16 protein-coding genes are annotated in these 14,077 nt (G+C 65.0%); 6 read left to right on the plus strand and 10 right to left on the minus strand.

Going from position 1 to position 14,077, the window contains the following annotated elements; genetic code table 11:
• Positions 1-427: 427 nt before the first annotated feature.
• The 3 genes from E8F06_RS22050 to E8F06_RS22060 all read right to left on the minus strand — a co-directional run bounded on the left by E8F06_RS22050 (position 428) and on the right by E8F06_RS22060 (position 2,488).
• Complete coding sequence (locus E8F06_RS22050) at positions 428-949, minus strand: gluconokinase (RefSeq protein WP_280371029.1); 522 nt, start codon at positions 947-949, stop codon at positions 428-430.
• 177 nt (positions 950-1,126) lie between these two features.
• Entirely contained in the window at positions 1,127-1,471 is a 345-nt protein-coding gene (locus tag E8F06_RS22055) for a Bro-N domain-containing protein (protein ID WP_280371031.1), read from the minus strand.
• A gap of 423 nt (positions 1,472-1,894) precedes the next feature.
• Positions 1,895-2,488 carry a TetR/AcrR family transcriptional regulator gene (locus E8F06_RS22060; RefSeq protein ID WP_280371033.1) on the minus strand — a complete coding sequence of 198 codons (594 nt, stop codon included), beginning with the start codon at positions 2,486-2,488 and terminating at the stop codon, positions 1,895-1,897.
• Positions 2,489-2,705: 217 nt separating this feature from the next.
• On the opposite strand from E8F06_RS22060, the gene E8F06_RS22065 reads away from it, so the two are divergent.
• Together E8F06_RS22065 and E8F06_RS22070 are read left to right on the plus strand one after the other, a co-directional pair.
• Positions 2,706-3,107 (plus strand): MbcA/ParS/Xre antitoxin family protein, encoded by a 402-nt coding sequence (locus E8F06_RS22065; RefSeq protein WP_280371035.1) that lies wholly within the window; start codon positions 2,706-2,708, stop codon positions 3,105-3,107.
• Complete coding sequence (locus tag E8F06_RS22070) at positions 3,107-3,793, plus strand: RES family NAD+ phosphorylase (protein ID WP_280371037.1); 687 nt, start codon at positions 3,107-3,109, stop codon at positions 3,791-3,793. The genes E8F06_RS22065 and E8F06_RS22070 overlap by 1 nt, the downstream gene beginning before the upstream one ends.
• Here the strand turns inward: E8F06_RS22070 and E8F06_RS22075 are convergent.
• Positions 3,790-4,929 carry a YbdK family carboxylate-amine ligase gene (locus tag E8F06_RS22075; RefSeq protein WP_280371039.1) on the minus strand — a complete coding sequence of 380 codons (1,140 nt, stop codon included), beginning with the start codon at positions 4,927-4,929 and terminating at the stop codon, positions 3,790-3,792. The two genes, E8F06_RS22070 and E8F06_RS22075, sit on opposite strands and share 4 nt — an antisense overlap.
• Positions 4,930-5,135: 206 nt before the next feature.
• Here E8F06_RS22075 and E8F06_RS22080 point away from each other — a divergent pair, with 206 nt between their 5' ends.
• Entirely contained in the window at positions 5,136-5,366 is a 231-nt protein-coding gene (locus tag E8F06_RS22080; protein ID WP_280371041.1) for a hypothetical protein, read from the plus strand.
• Entirely contained in the window at positions 5,366-5,656 is a 291-nt protein-coding gene (locus tag E8F06_RS22085) for a hypothetical protein (protein WP_280371043.1), read from the plus strand. Before E8F06_RS22080 ends, E8F06_RS22085 begins: the two co-directional genes overlap by 1 nt.
• A 116-nt stretch (positions 5,657-5,772) precedes the next feature.
• On the opposite strand, the gene E8F06_RS22090 is transcribed toward E8F06_RS22085, so the two are convergent.
• From E8F06_RS22090 to E8F06_RS22115, 6 genes are all read right to left on the minus strand, one after another.
• Positions 5,773-6,483 carry an rRNA pseudouridine synthase gene (locus tag E8F06_RS22090; RefSeq protein ID WP_280371045.1) on the minus strand — a complete coding sequence of 237 codons (711 nt, stop codon included), beginning with the start codon at positions 6,481-6,483 and terminating at the stop codon, positions 5,773-5,775.
• A 176-nt stretch (positions 6,484-6,659) separates the two neighbouring features.
• On the minus strand, positions 6,660-7,577 hold the full coding sequence (locus tag E8F06_RS22095) for a biotin-dependent carboxyltransferase family protein (RefSeq protein ID WP_280371047.1): 918 nt from the start codon (positions 7,575-7,577) through the stop codon (positions 6,660-6,662).
• Complete coding sequence (locus tag E8F06_RS22100) at positions 7,574-8,287, minus strand: allophanate hydrolase subunit 1 (protein WP_280371048.1); 714 nt, start codon at positions 8,285-8,287, stop codon at positions 7,574-7,576. Before E8F06_RS22100 ends, E8F06_RS22095 begins: the two co-directional genes overlap by 4 nt.
• On the minus strand, positions 8,284-9,027 hold the full coding sequence (locus tag E8F06_RS22105) for a 5-oxoprolinase subunit PxpA (protein ID WP_280371050.1): 744 nt from the start codon (positions 9,025-9,027) through the stop codon (positions 8,284-8,286). The genes E8F06_RS22100 and E8F06_RS22105 overlap by 4 nt, the downstream gene beginning before the upstream one ends.
• Before the next feature lie 25 nt (positions 9,028-9,052).
• The gene (locus tag E8F06_RS22110; protein ID WP_280371051.1) at positions 9,053-10,279 is read right to left on the minus strand and encodes an OprD family porin; all 1,227 of its coding nucleotides are present in this window, start codon (positions 10,277-10,279) and stop codon (positions 9,053-9,055) included.
• A 29-nt stretch (positions 10,280-10,308) separates the two neighbouring features.
• Positions 10,309-11,595 carry an MFS transporter gene (locus E8F06_RS22115; RefSeq protein ID WP_280371053.1) on the minus strand — a complete coding sequence of 429 codons (1,287 nt, stop codon included), beginning with the start codon at positions 11,593-11,595 and terminating at the stop codon, positions 10,309-10,311.
• Positions 11,596-11,889: 294 nt separating this feature from the next.
• Between E8F06_RS22115 and E8F06_RS22120 the strand changes: the two genes are divergently transcribed.
• Entirely contained in the window at positions 11,890-12,843 is a 954-nt protein-coding gene (locus E8F06_RS22120; protein ID WP_280371055.1) for a LysR family transcriptional regulator, read from the plus strand.
• 187 nt (positions 12,844-13,030) lie between these two features.
• Entirely contained in the window at positions 13,031-13,816 is a 786-nt protein-coding gene (locus tag E8F06_RS22125; protein ID WP_280371057.1) for a putative hydro-lyase, read from the plus strand.
• Positions 13,817-14,077: the final 261 nt, after the last annotated feature.

Here is a 14,077-nt window from a genome sequence, read left to right on the forward strand (position 1 = left end):
CGGTCCGCTTGGCGATTGAAATCGCCCCTACAGGGTTTGTACCGGGGTTTGGTTTTTCCTTGTAGGGGCGAATTCATTCGCCAAGGGTGGCGCAGCCGCCCCCTGAGGCTCACAGCGCGAACCTGCGGTCCGCTTGGCGATTGAAATCGCCCCTACAGGGTTTGTACCGGGGTTTGGTTTTTCCTTGTGGGGGCGAATTCATTCGCCAAGGGTGGCGCAGCCGCCCCCTGAGGCTCACAGGGCGAACCTGCGGTCCGCTCAGCGATTGAAATCGCCCCCACAGGGTTTGTACCGGGGTTTGGTTTTTCGTTGTGGGGGCGAATTCATTCGCTAAGGGTGGCGCAGCCGTCCCCTGAGGTTCACAGGGCGAACCTTCGGTCCGCTTGGCGATTGAAATCGCCCCCACAGGGTGTGTGCCCGGCTTGCTTCAAGCCGGCGCGTGCTGTTGCCACCACTGGTGGATGGCGCTGGCCAGCTCGCCCACGGACAGGGTGCCGTCGAGGATCAGGGTCAGCGGCTCGCCCAGCGGTTCTTCCAGGTCGACGAACTGGCTCTCCAGCAGGCTGCACGGCATGAAGTGCCCATGACGCCGGGCCATTCGCTCGGCGGCGGTGGCGGGGGAGAGCTGCAGATAGGCGAAGCCCACGCCGGGCATGGCGTGGCGCAGGCCGTCGCGGTAGCTGCGCTTGAGCGCCGAGCAGGTGAGGATCGGATGCTCGCCATCGACCTTGGCCCGGTGCAATCGCTTTTCCAGCGCGCGCAGCCAACTGGCGCGGTCCTTGTCGGTCAAGGGTTGCCCGCTGCTCATCTTCTGGATGTTACGGTCGGGGTGGAACGCATCACCCTCGATCAGCCTGGCCCCGGTCCGCACCTCCAGTGCCCGCGCCACGGCCGACTTCCCGCTACCGGCAACACCCATGACTACAACTGCATTGATGGGCTCGTACATCGCGATATCTCTGCTGCTGGTACTTAAACAGTAGGCAATGTGAGCGAAAAGATGGTTTCAGGAAGCTAACTGGATGAAGTCCGTAGGATGGGTGGAGCGGAGCGATACCCATCAATCGCGCCGGTGGGCATCGCTCCGCTCGCGGAATGCCGCCCACCTTATCCTGCAAATCGGGGCTTAGCCGACGAGCGCTGCCTGTCCCCACAACCCCCGGATCACCTCCTGACTCACCCACTGGCGCAACAACCGGTTTTCCGGGTGGTAGCAGTACATCCAGAGCAGGGTGTGCAGGCCGGATTCGCTGATCACGGTTTCTTCGTTGAAGCGGCCGCTGCCATTGAGCAACAGCACGCGCTGGCACTGGTCATCACAGAGCCGGCCGATAAGGCGATCGTTGATGTCGGTGTTGAGCAGGCGGCGCAGGTCGCGGGTGGAGAACCAGGCTTCGTGGCCGATGAGGAAGGCGCGCAGCGGGCGGCGGTGGCGGCGGAAGGTCTGGGGGGTGATTTCGGGAAGGGTCATGGCAAAGCTCCATCCATTGAGTTGTGGAGCCGCCACCAAATCCTTGAAGGGTGGCGGACCGTACGAGTGTGGAAGTACCGGGAAAGTTGCCAGGACCGGTCGGGCCGAAGCCCCTCGTACGGTCCGCCATAGACTGCCGACGCACAGGCATCGCTATGGCGAAACAACTCTCGAAAGCACGGGCTTCCACACCCGGCCATGACCCTTGGGTCACAGCGCCGCAAACCCTATCCAAGCCCCCTGTAAGCCAGCAATGCAGTCCCCGCGTAGGCGCTTTCCCCAAGCGCCTGTCGAATTTCCCTGCCCGCGCTAAATGCGTAATAGCCTGTTTCGTCTGACTGGTTATGGCGGAAAGCGAACGCTTCCCAGGGGGGACACTGCGTGTCCCTTGGCGAATGAATTCGCCCCCACAAGATCCCCAGATCAGGGCAAGCGCAGGGCCCCGCGCACCGTGCCGAGGATCATCCGCTGCATCAGCTCCTGCCCTTGCTCCGTTGGCAGGCCGCTGGCGTCGAGCCAGGCCGGCAGCTGATTGAGCAGGGACACTATGCCGGCCACCGCGCCACGTCCGGCAGCGTCCAGGGGCTGGTCGGCGAGTTCCTGCAGCGGTTCCAGCAAGGCCTCTTCATAGGCCGCGCGCAGGTCGCGTGCCTGTTCCAGACGCTCCCCGGACAGGCAGCGCGCTTCCAGTTCGGCCAGGCGGAAGTGCAAGCCCATGGGCTCGTGCAGGGCCAGGTGCGCGTCGATCAGCGCGGCCAGGCGCGCCGCCGGTTCGCGGTGCACGCGGGCGGCCAGGTCAGCATTCTCCAGCAACTGCTCGTAGAGCTCTTCGATGAACTCAAACAGCAGCGCTTCCTTGCTTTCGACATGGTGATAGATGGAGCCGGCCTTGATGCCGAGCTGCGCCGCCAGGTCGCGCATGCTCACCTGGCCGTAGCCCTGCTCGGCGAACAGGGCCAGTGCCAGGTGGCGGTTCTCCATGTATCGGGAGCGGCGTGCGGTGGTGGCGTCGAGCATGGCGGTGGCCCTCGCGAGTGGCGTGCGTCGGCACTCTAGCCAGCGCGGCTGCCGGGGCCTAGGTCGAAAGCGCTCTGGCACATTGGCGCTTTTTTCCATTGATTGGCCCCGGAGCCACCAAGGAGGGGAGGTGAGTGATACTTATCCGAACTGATGACTTGAAATAATTCGGATCAGGAGTAGATTTACAAGCAAGACATCTGCTCGAGGAAACGTCATGAGCATTCCCGCCAGCCATGCCAGCCCGGATATCCAGGGTGGCGAAGCGGGCCGCGTGGCCCTGAAGTTCTTCTTCAACCTGATGGACAAGTGGGGTTGCACCAAGGAGCAGCAGCGCACCCTGCTGGGCTCCATCGGCAATACCACCTACTTCAGCTACAAGAAGCTGCCCAGCGTGCGCCTGCCCCATGACACCCTGGAGCGCATTTCCTACCTGATGGGCATTCACAAGTCCCTGCGCATCCTGTTCAGCAACCAGGAAGCACGGGCCTACGAATGGGTGCACAAGCCCAACAGCGCCGCGCCCTTCAACGGCCGCAGCGCGCTGGACTACATGCTGGGTGGCCAGGTGGTGGATGTGGCTGATGTGCGTCGCTATCTCGATGGAGTGCGTGGCTGATGACCCAGGAGCTTCTGGTTGAACGGATTCCCGAATGGAGCAAGGCCTACCGCCTGATCAACAGCTGCTTTCCTCCCATCTCCGTGTTCGAGGACACCCTCGACCCGGATGACCTGGACATCGCCTACGCCATCGAGTCCATGACCAATGACCGGCTACGCGACCAGGTGGGCGAGATTTCCCGCGTGGCGCCCGAGGATCGTGTCAGCGGCGCCGGCGCCACGGTGGTGATGGCCGTGTTCACCCACATCGGCCGTGCCAGCCGCTTTTCCGATGGTTCCTTCGGTGTCTATTACTGCGCCAACTCCGTCGACGCCGCCATCGCCGAAACCCGCTACCACCAGGAGCGCTTCTGGCGTGCGACCCAGGAGGCGAGCATCGAGATCACCCTGCGCGCCTACGTGAACAAAGTGGTCCAACCGATGCTCGACGTGCGTGATCGCGCTGAACTGCATGACGCGGACCCGGCCAGCTACCGCGCCAGCCAGGCCTTCGCCGGGCAGCACCGCAACGCCGACAAGTGGGGGTTGCTGTACAACAGCGTGCGCCTGCCGGGCCACGAGTGCGTGGCTGCCTTCCGCCCGCCGGCGGTGACCTTGCCGGTGCAGGGCCCGCACTTCCGCTACCTCTGGGATGGCCGTACGCAGAGCATTTCGCATGTGCTCAAGATGAGCCCTGTCGGCTAATCGCCGCAGGTCTCGGCAATCAGCCCGTCCACTACCGAAACCAGCGCCTGCTGCCGGGGCAGGCCCGCCTGCAGGGCCTCCCGGTAGCGCAGCAGTTGGCGGTCGGCGCTGCTGCCGTAGCGCAGGATGTGGCGGCCACGGGTGAAGGCCAGGCCGTCACCTTCGGCTTCTGCCAGTGCGCCAAAACAGGCATGGGCGCGTGCCAGCCAGGCGCCGGCCGACAGGCTGGCCTCGCCCGAGGCGTCGAGGAACAGGCCGTGGATACCAAAGCGCATGGCGCGCCAGTGGTTCTCCTTCAGTATCAGGCGTTGCAGCAGAGGGTCGCGCGGGGCGTCTTCCGTCCGATCCATGGACCAGGCGACGAGGGCGCGGAACAGCGAGGCCACACACAGGGCGTCTTCTACTGATGGGCAGGCGTCGACGCCCAGCAACTCCAGGGCTGGAAAACGTGGGCAAGGGCGGATGCGCCAGCTGAGATCGCTCTCTCGCCGGATCGACCCTGACGCCATCAGCCACTGCATATAGGCGGCAAAGGCCGGTTCGTCCGGGAAGTGCTCGGGGATGCCCTTGTGCGGCCATTCCGCGCAGAGCGCCTGGCGATAGCTCATCAGCCCCGTCGGGCGACCACCCCACAAGGGCGATGAGGTGCTCAGCGCCAGCAGCAGGGGCAGCCAGTCCAGCACCCGGTTCATCACCAGGATGCGGTCGACGTGCTCAGGCACGACGACCTGGACACGCAGGCCGCAGGCCAGGCTGCGGTGGGCGATCATCCGATGGTCTTCGAAGCACGATTGGTTGTGCGGGTCATCGGACGGCACCTGCGAGTGCCAGTCCGCGAAGGGATGGGTGCCCGCGCAGACCGGCGCCAGCTCATATTCCCGGGCGACGGCTGCCAAGCGGGTGCGCCGTTCCAGCAGGCTGGCGCGGGCCTCGGCGATTTCCAACAGGCTGGGCTGAACCATGTCCAGGCGCACCAGGCTCTGGAACATCTCCTGGCTGAAACCTTCCTTGAATGCATTCCGGGCAGCCTGGAGGAAACCGTCCGGCAGCTGCGCGGGGAGATTGCGGCTGCGCCTGTCCACCAGGAAGAAAGTTTCCTCGACGCCGAATCCGGGTGCGAGATGATCGTTGGGCATGCCGGCCCCCTCGATCTTGCATTACTGCAAGTGACGTACCCGCCAGGGAAGGTTGCAAGGACCGTTTGTCAGCAAAGGCTCTGCAACGGAGGTGTCATGCGACCGAGGGATGCTTTCCGATGAATAACCGCCCAATGACATTTACGTGGCGAGTTTCCCTGCTAGGTTTTTCAGTCCGGCCACTCGATTGGTGGGGAGGACTGAGAATGAATAATTTGATGCTTCGCCAGGTTGAGGACACCTTGAACAAGATGAGCGTCACGTTTCAGTTCGAGTGCTTGTGGGAATCCGATGGCAGCTGCTCCATCACCCTCAGCAACCACCATCTCGCCATACCGCGAACCAAGGTGGCCGGCATCAGCCAGCGGGAGCTGCAGGATGAGTCCAGCACCCAGCGACTGGGCCTGGAATTGATGGATCGGGTTCTGGACGACTGATGATGCGCCAGTCCGATTCGCCGAAGTTGCAGGTGCTGCACCAGCCTTCCGGCAAGAATCCCAGGTCAGTCGAACGTGTCGCCATTTTCATGGTGATCGGCATGTTCCTGCTGGGTGTCTACGGCCAGTACTCGGGCCGTGGCCCGGGCAGCGCCCCTGCGCAGAGCAGGCCGGCAACAACGCCGGTATTCGAATTCCAGCGCCTGAGCGCCAATCCCGCCGAGCGGACGGCTTCGTCCGGGCAACAGCCCCGGCAGGACACTCGCAGCCGGCAGGAGCAACAGCTGTAGGGGCGCGTTAGCCCAAGGGTGGATGGCGCTTTTTCCATCCACCAGTCTCCGTTTCCCAGGGCTCTGCAATGTTGGGCCTCGTTCCTCGGACCAACCTACGGCAGGACGGCGTCCTGTCAGAACTTCTCCACCAACCCCAGATACCGCCACTGCCCAGCCGGCACCTTGCCCATGGGCACGCCGCCGATGCGGATGCGCTTCATGCTGACCACCTTCAGGCCGACTGCCTCGCAATAGGAGGCGATGAGGCCGGCGCGGGGATTCTTCAGGGCGAAGCGCAGGTGGGTTTCGTTCTGCCAGCTGGCTTTCACCGGCGGCAGTTCGCCGGACTTCACGCGGATGCCGCGCTTGAGCTTGTCCAGCCCGTTCTCCGTCATCGTTCCCCTGACCTCGACCACATACTCCTGCTCCAGCTTGCCGGCGTCTTCGTTGAGCTTGCGCAGGGCGCGCCAGTCCTGGGTCAGCACCAGCAGGCCGCTGGCGCCCGGTTGCAGGGGCAGGGCGGTGGACAGGCGGGAGAAGTGACCGCGCAGCGGGCGCACATTGGCGCGGTCATCCGGCCAGCGGCTCTCGGGGGTGAGCACGCGCTGGGCGGCTTCGAAGCTCAGCCCGGCTGGCTGGTTGAGCAGCAGGGTCATCGGCTCCAGCTGGTCGGGCGTGGCACCGGGCAGCAGGGCCACTGTCTGGTCTTCCACCTTGAACTGCGGCTGTTCCACTACCTCGCCATCCACCGTCACCCAGCCGCCCTCGATGTACAGCTCGGCTTCCCGGCGAGAGCAGCCGGTGAGTTCGATAACGCGTTTGGAGAGGCGGACGGGATCGGTCATGGAGGCAGCCAGCAGAGGGGAAAGGGCGCAATGGTAAACCCTTTGGGCAGTGTTGGCGCAGGAAGCAACCCTGTGGGGGCGAATTCATTCGCTGAGGACTGCGGAGCAGTCTCCGCAGGCACAGGGCAGACCTGCGGTCTGCATCGCGATTGAAATCGCCCCCACAAGAGGAGCGCTCAGCTCCACCATCCAGACAGGGCCTTGCGGTGTTCCTGATGGGCCGCTTCCTGCACCGTCGGCACCAGGTGCAGCGTGGCGCCGGGCAGGCATTGCGCCAGGCGTGCTACGGCCAGCGGAGTGAGGGCACCGAGGCGGGGGTAGCCGCCGATGGTCTGGCGGTCGTTGAGCAGGGCGATAGGCTGGCCGTCCGGCGGGACCTGCACGGCGCCCAAGGCGATGCCTTCGGAAATCATCGACTGGGTCCGGCATTCCAGTTTCGGACCGAGCAGGCGCACGCCCATGCGGTCGGCGCGGGTGTCCACCGTCCATTGGCTGTTGAAGGCATCAAACAGGCTCTGGCCGGAGAAGTCGCCGATCTGCGCGCCAAGGATCAATTCCAGGCGGGCATCAGCGCTGAAGTCGGGAATCTGAGCGCGAGGCATGTCGCGCATCTGCACGGCCTCGCCCTGCCAATGCAGCTGGTCGCCGTTGGCCAGGGCCTTGCCGTTCGCGTTGAGGCCACCCAGCTCTTCACGGGCTACGGTCGATACGCTGCCCAACTGATGTTCGCCACGGAAACCGCCCGGTGCGGCGAGATAGGCACGAACACCCCGGCGCGGATGGGCGAAGGCCAGGCGCTGGCCGCTGCGCACCCTGAAGGCGCCCCAGGCCGGCAGCGGCTGGCCGTCCAGCGTGGCGCCCAGGTCGGCACCGGCGATGGCCAGGACGCCATCCCGTTGGCAGGTCAGGCTGAACGCGCCCAGGCCGACTTCCACCACGGCGGCATCCAGGTCGTTGCCCAGCAACCAGTTGGCCCAACCCATGGACACCCAGTCCAGTGCACCGCCCTGGGTTACGCCCAGGTGCCGGCAGCCGAAGCGGCCCTTGTCCTGGAGAAGGATGAACGGCGTGCTGTTGTCGATCACGAGGCTCATTGCAGGCTCTCCAGCGGGGTGTCGTCGCCGCCCAGGCGGATGAATTCGGCGCGGTCGATGGGCTCGAAGCGCACCCGGTCGCCGGCCTGCAGCAGGCTGTAGCCGGGAAGATTCAGGTCGAACAGGCGCACCGGGGTACGTCCCAGCAGATTCCAGCCGCCGGGGCTTTCCACCGGGTAGACCGCCGTCTGCCGTTCGGCGATACCGACGCTACCGGGCGCGATGCGTTTGCGCGGCGTGGTCAGGCGCGGCGCAGCGAGCGCTTCCTCCACCAGCCCCATGAAGGCGAAACCGGGGGTGAAGCCCAGGGCGAATACCTGGTATTCGCGCTGGCTGTGACGCTGCACCAGTTCAGCGACGCTGAGGTGCTTGCGCCGGGCCAGAGGTTCCAGGTCAGGGCCGACGCTCGGGTCATACCAGGTGGGAATGACGTGGCTGCGGCCGCTGGCGCGGGTTTCCGGGCTGAGGTCGGACAGGGCCCCGGCAATCAGTTCGCGGGCCTGGCGCGGGTCCAACTGCTGCAGGTCGTAGTGCAGCAGCAGGGTGGTGTAGGAGGGCACCAGGTCCACCAGTGCATCGCCGAAGGTTTCACGCAGACGAGTGCCAGCGGCCAGCATCCAGGGCATGTTGGCTTCGTCGATGCGGTCGAACAGGCGCAGGATGAAGGCGTCGATGGATGCCACTTCGATGCGCAACTGCGGGGTGCTCATTGGGCCTCCAGCGCTTCGCGTATGCGTTTGACTGCGGCGATCGAGCCGGGGTTGTCGCCGTGCACGCAGAGGGTATGGGCCTTCAGCGGCAGGTCGCTGCCATCGCTGGCGCGCAGGGACTCGCCTCGGGCGAGGGTGATGGCCTGAGCCACCACCTGTTCCGGGTCGTGGTGCACCGCACCGGGCAGGTTGCGTGACACGAGGTAGCCATTGCCGTCGTAAGCGCGGTCGGCGAAGGCTTCGAACCACAGGCTCACGCCATGTTCATCGCCGATGGCCTGGGCGGCGCTGTTGTCGCGGGTGCTCATCAGCATCAGCGGCAGTTGCGCGTCGTAGGCGGCCACGGCGCGCATCACGGCGGCGAGGATGGCCGGGTCGCGCATCATGTCCTGGTAAAGCGCGCCATGGGGCTTCACGTAGCTGACGCGGGCGCCCTGGGCGCGGCACAGGCCGTCGAGGGCGCCGATCTGGTAGAGCATCAGGTCTTCCACTTCTGCCGGGGAACAGGCCAGGGAGCGGCGGCCGAAGCCCACCAGGTCCGGGTAGCCGGGGTGGGCGCCGATGCTCACCCGGTTTTTAACCGCCAGACCGATGGTGCGGCGCATGGTGCCGGGGTCGCCGGCGTGGAATCCGCAGGCGATGTTGGCGCAGTCGATCAGGGGCATCACGTCGGCATCCAGGCCCATGGTCCAGGCACCGAAGCTTTCGCCGATATCGCAGTTCAGCAGCAGTCTGCTCATGGTCTGTTCTCCAGGCAGGTCCGTCCTACCACAGCGCCAGGCTGTAGCTGAGGATCAGGCGGTTTTCGTCGAGGTCGTTGGCGAAGTTGGAACGCACCGTGGCGTTGCGCCATTTCAGTCCGAGGTTCTTCAGCGGGCCGCTCTGGATCACGTAGGCGATGTCGGTGTTGCGTTCCCACTCTTCACCGTCGCTGCCACTGGCGCGCTCCACGTGGTCGCCACTGATGTAGCGGCTCATGAAGGTCAGGCCGGGCACGCCGAGGGCGGCGAAATCGTAGTCGTAGCGCAGTTGCCAGGAGCGTTCGCCAGCGTTGGCGAAGTCGCCGATCTGCACGAAGTTAACCAGGAAAGGATCGCTGCCGGCGATGTAGGGGAAGGGGTCGTCGCCTGACATTCGCTGGTATCCCGCGCCCAGGGCGTGGCTGCCGGACTTGAGGGTGAAGAGGGCGCCGCTGGCCTTGTTGTCCAGGTCGCGGAAGCTCCCGTCTTCGCGGGAGCTGGCGTAGCGCAGGTCGCTCTTCAGCGACAGCTGCTCGCCCAGGGCCAGGGTGTGCACCAGGCCGGCGAAGGTCTGGCGGTAGATGTCTTCCAGCTGGCCGTAATGCAGGCTCGCGGTCAGCGCCGGACTGACGCGGTAGTCGCCGCCGCCGAAGTTGAAGGCGTCGCTCTTCCCGCCGATGCGGTTGGCGCTGAAGTCCTGGTAATTGCTGGAATTGTTCAGCTTGATGCGGTCGAGGCGCCCGCCCTGCAGGGTGAGGTTGTCGATCTCCTGCACGTTGAGCAGCGCGCCACGGAACAGTTGCGGCAGAAGACGCGAGTCGTTGGCCGACACGATCGGGCTTTTGAAGTGCAGGGCGCCGACCTTGAGCACGCTGTTGGAGGCTTTCAGCTTGCCGGTCAGGCCGAGCTTGGAGTAGTCATCCTGGGAGCCGCCGGATTGGTCGGCCGGCAGCAGGCCGGTGCCGGCAGTGCCGTCGCCGGAGTCCAGCTTGACCCCCAGCAGGCCGATGGCATCGGCGCCGACACCGATGGTGCCTTCGGTGTAGCCGGACTCCATGCGCAGCAGGAAGCCCTGGGCCCATTCCTCGGCCTTGTCGCGGGCGCCGCTCTGGCGGAAGTCGCGGTTGAAGTAGAAATTGCGCAGCTCCAGGCTGGCGTGGCTGTCTTCGAGCAGTTCTGACTGGGCGAGCAGGGGCCAGCCCAGTCCGCTGCCGGCTATCAGCGCGGCAGCCAGACGGGTGTTCGGGTGCATGGGGGAATCCTGGGTGGGATGGGGCTCGGTCAGATTTCCAGCTGCTTGCCGCGGGTTTCCGGCAGGCTGAGGGCGGCGAGGATGACCACCCCGTAGGACGCCGCAGCGAAACTGCCGATGCCCACACCCAGCGAAACGTGCTGGCTGAGGATGCCGATCAGCATCGGGAACAGCGCGGCGACGGCGCGGCCGATGTTGTAGCAGAAGCCCTGGCCCGACCCACGGATGCGGGTGGGGAACAGCTCGGTAAGGAAGGAGCCCATGCCGCTGAAGATGCCCGAGGCGAAGAAGCCCAGGGGGAAGCCCAGCCAGAGCATGGCGGTGTTGCTCACCGGCAGGTTGGTGTAGAGCAGCACCACGACGAAGGAACCGACGGCGAAGAGGATGAAGTTCTTCTTGCGGCCAATCAGGTCGGTGAGGAAGGCGCTGATCACGTAGCCCACGTAGGAGCCGAGGATCACCATCGCCAGGTAGCCGCCAGTGCCCAGCACGGTCAGCCCGCGTTCGGCCTTGAGGAAGGTCGGCAGCCAGGAGGTGATGGCGTAGTAGCCACCCAGGGCGCCCGTGGTCAGCAAGGATGCCCGCAGGGTGATGCTGCGCATGCCGGGGGCGAAGATCTCGTAGAAGTTGACCTTCTCGGCGCCCTGGTTGTGCTTGCGGGCTTCCTTGTAGATTTCCGGCTCTTTCACCAGGCGGCGGACGATGATCACGAAGATCGCCGGCAGCAGGCCCAGCATGAACAGCGCGCGCCAGGCATCTTCCGGCGCCAGGATGCTGAACATCAGCGAGTAGAGGACGGCGGTCATGCCCCAGCCGAGGGCCCAGCCGGACTGCACCAGGCCCACGGCCTTGCCACGGTCCTTGGCCTTGATGACTTCGCCGATCAGTACCGCGCCTGCGGTCCATTCGCCGCCGAAGCCGAAGCCCATCAGGGTGCGGGCGATCAGCAGTTGTTCGTAGCTCTGCGCGAGGCCGCAGAGGAAGGTGAAGAAGGCGAACCAGAGCACCGTCAGTTGCAGGGTGAGCACGCGACCGATGCGGTCGGAGAGGATGCCGGCCACCCAGCCGCCAGCGGCGGAGGCGAGCAGGGTGAGGGTGTGGATGAGGCCGGCTTCACCGGTGCTGATACCCCAGATGGCGATCAGCGTGGGGATGACGAAACTGAGCATCTGGGTGTCCATGCCGTCCAGGCCGTAGCCTATCTTGCAGCTCCAGAAGGTCCGGCGTTCCTGCTTGCTGAGGGCCCGGTACCAGCCGAAATGGCCGCCCTGGTCGATATCCAGGCCGCCGCCCGCGTGGGTCGCGTGTTTTTGCATGGGGTTCTCCGATCGCTGTTCTTGGCGTTGTTTGAGCATTCGGCGGATGCGGAGTCGGCGCCCGCAGCCAGTGGGCGGATTCTTGTGCCGGGGTTGCGGGACCGTCCAACTAATTAAAGCGGCCGCAGGGGATAAGAATTTCCGATACCCGATCAACGGCACCAGGGTTGAAGATGCCGCCCCGCCGATGGGCGGCGTTCGTCGTTCCGGAATCGCTCTGGCACAGGAAGTGCTTGAATCTACTGTATCTTTTCGCCTTAGCTGCGTTTGGCCCCTTGTTTGTTGGTAACCGCCATGAACCTGAAGTTCCTTGAAACGTTCGTCTGGGTCGCCCGCCTGAAAAGCTTCCGCCTGACCGCCGAGAAGCTGTTCAGCACCCAGGCCTCCATCTCCAGTCGTATCGCTGTTCTGGAGGACGAACTGGGCGTGAAGCTGTTCGTGCGGGACTCCCGGGGCGTGACGCTGACGCCCGAGGGGCACAAGGTGCTGGAGTACGCCGAGCAGATGATGGACACCATGCACGCCCTGCGGCAGGCCATCGACACCAGCGCCGCCACCCAGGGGCGCATCCGTATCGGCGCCATGGACACGGTGATCCACACCTGGCTGAGCCCCCTTGTGTCGAAGGTGAACGAGCTGTATCCGGCGGTAGAGATCGAGCTGATGGCCGACACCGCGCGCAACCTCTCCGAGCAGCTGCAGAAGGGCTACCTGGACCTGATCTTCCAGACCGACCCGCTGCGCCACGAGTCGGTGCTCAACCTGGAACTGGGCAGCTATCCGCTGTGCTGGATCGTCTCCACCGGTTCCATCTATCACCGCGACTACGCCTCCCTGGCGGAACTCGCCCGCGAGCGCATCGTGACCTTCTCCAAGCACTCGCGGCCCCACCAGGATGTGCTTGGCCTGCTGCACGCCAACGGCGTGATGACACCGCACTTGAGTTGCGTGAACTCGGTGGCGGCCATGACCCGGCTGCTGCGCGACGGATTCGGCATCGGCGCCTTGCCGCCTGCCCTGGTGGCCCAGGAGCTGGAGCGTGGCGAGCTGACCCGGCTGAGCATCGGCACGATGCCGCCGGGCCTGCCGCTGGTGATGTCCTGGCGCGGCGGAACCGGCCTGGAGCTGGTGGACCAGATCGCGGACGTGAGCAAGGCCGTAGTGGCGCACTACGCCGAGAACGTGGGTATGGATTGCTTCGTACCGGCCGAGCTGAAGACGGGTGAGGGGCACCCGCGCAGCCTCTGAGCTTGTATCCCTGTTCTGACGCCGAGCCGGTGCGCATGGCGCACCCTACGATCGGGCAGGGTGCGGAGCCAGGTTCTTCCAGCGTGGATGTTCAATTTTCCCGATGCCCGGTCCCGGAAAATTCTTGTTGGACGGCCTGACCACAGCACCCCTACAAAACGCTCAGAACAACAATCGGAGCCGCTCCATGACTGCTGAACTCGCCCAACTTTCCCCTCGCGAATTGCGCCGCCTGGTCCGCCGCGGCGACTACGACGGCCACACCAGCGGTCTCGGCCAGCGCCATCTGCAGGCCAACATCGTGGTCCTGCAGAAGTCCTGGGCGGATGAGTTCCTGCGCTTCTGCGTACTCAATCCGCGTTCCTGTCCGCTGCTGGACGTCACTGAGCCGGGCTCGCCGTACTTCGAAAAGCTCGGCACCGACGTCGATGTGCGCAGCGATGTGCCGCGTTATCGCATCCACCGCCGTGGACGGGCGTTCGAGGAAGTGACCGATATCGGCGAGTTCTGGGAGGCGGATTTCGTCGCCTTCGCCATTGGTTGCTCCTTCTCCTTCGAGCAGGCCCTACTGGATGCCGGCATTCAGCTGCGCCACATCGAGATGGGGCGCAACGTCGCCATGTACCGCACCGCCATCGACACCCATCCGGCGGGACGCCTGGCGGGCAAGACGGTGGTTTCCATGCGCCCGATGAAGGCCGCCGATGCCGTGCGCGCCATCGAAATCACCGCGCGCTTTCCTATGACTCACGGTGCGCCGGTTCATATCGGCGATCCGTCTCTCATCGGCATTGCCGACCTCGCCGCACCGGATTACGGCGACGCGGTGCCGGTGCTTGCCGATGAGATTCCGCTGTTCTGGGCCTGTGGCGTTACCCCTCAGGCGGTGTTGGCCGAAGCCGAGCCCGAGCTCTACATCACCCATGCACCGGGCCATATGCTGGTCAGCGACAAGCTTTACGGCGAGGTTTAGCTGCGCCCTTTGGGAGCGAATTCATTCGCCAAGGGCTGCGTAGCGGCCCCCGGAAACTCCAGGGCAGACCTTCGGCCTGCTCAGCGATTGAAATCGCCCCCACAAAGGTCTTGAGCTCCGCGCAGGGCCAATCCCATGGCTCTGCTCTACCTNTGGGGGCGAATTCATTCGCCAAGGGCTGCGCAGCGGCCCCCGGAGACTCCAGGGCAGACCTTCGGCCTGCTCAGCGATTGAAATCGCCCCCACAAAGGTCTTGAGCTC

The sequence above is a fragment of the Pseudomonas sp. BN411 genome (assembly GCF_029871235.1).
In the GTDB taxonomy this organism is placed as follows: domain Bacteria; phylum Pseudomonadota; class Gammaproteobacteria; order Pseudomonadales; family Pseudomonadaceae; genus Metapseudomonas.

Coding starts and splice junctions, on each gene's coding strand:
- E8F06_RS22050 (WP_280371029.1), bottom strand. CDS start 949: ATGTACGAGCCCATCAATGCAGTTGTAGTCATGGGTGTTGCCGGTAGC.
- E8F06_RS22055 (WP_280371031.1), bottom strand. CDS start 1,471: ATGACCCTTCCCGAAATCACCCCCCAGACCTTCCGCCGCCACCGCCGC.
- E8F06_RS22060 (WP_280371033.1), bottom strand. CDS start 2,488: ATGCTCGACGCCACCACCGCACGCCGCTCCCGATACATGGAGAACCGC.
- E8F06_RS22065 (WP_280371035.1), top strand. CDS start 2,706: ATGAGCATTCCCGCCAGCCATGCCAGCCCGGATATCCAGGGTGGCGAA.
- E8F06_RS22070 (WP_280371037.1), top strand. CDS start 3,107: ATGACCCAGGAGCTTCTGGTTGAACGGATTCCCGAATGGAGCAAGGCC.
- E8F06_RS22075 (WP_280371039.1), bottom strand. CDS start 4,929: ATGCCCAACGATCATCTCGCACCCGGATTCGGCGTCGAGGAAACTTTC.
- E8F06_RS22080 (WP_280371041.1), top strand. CDS start 5,136: ATGAATAATTTGATGCTTCGCCAGGTTGAGGACACCTTGAACAAGATG.
- E8F06_RS22085 (WP_280371043.1), top strand. CDS start 5,366: ATGATGCGCCAGTCCGATTCGCCGAAGTTGCAGGTGCTGCACCAGCCT.
- E8F06_RS22090 (WP_280371045.1), bottom strand. CDS start 6,483: ATGACCGATCCCGTCCGCCTCTCCAAACGCGTTATCGAACTCACCGGC.
- E8F06_RS22095 (WP_280371047.1), bottom strand. CDS start 7,577: ATGAGCCTCGTGATCGACAACAGCACGCCGTTCATCCTTCTCCAGGAC.
- E8F06_RS22100 (WP_280371048.1), bottom strand. CDS start 8,287: ATGAGCACCCCGCAGTTGCGCATCGAAGTGGCATCCATCGACGCCTTC.
- E8F06_RS22105 (WP_280371050.1), bottom strand. CDS start 9,027: ATGAGCAGACTGCTGCTGAACTGCGATATCGGCGAAAGCTTCGGTGCC.
- E8F06_RS22110 (WP_280371051.1), bottom strand. CDS start 10,279: ATGCACCCGAACACCCGTCTGGCTGCCGCGCTGATAGCCGGCAGCGGA.
- E8F06_RS22115 (WP_280371053.1), bottom strand. CDS start 11,595: ATGCAAAAACACGCGACCCACGCGGGCGGCGGCCTGGATATCGACCAG.
- E8F06_RS22120 (WP_280371055.1), top strand. CDS start 11,890: ATGAACCTGAAGTTCCTTGAAACGTTCGTCTGGGTCGCCCGCCTGAAA.
- E8F06_RS22125 (WP_280371057.1), top strand. CDS start 13,031: ATGACTGCTGAACTCGCCCAACTTTCCCCTCGCGAATTGCGCCGCCTG.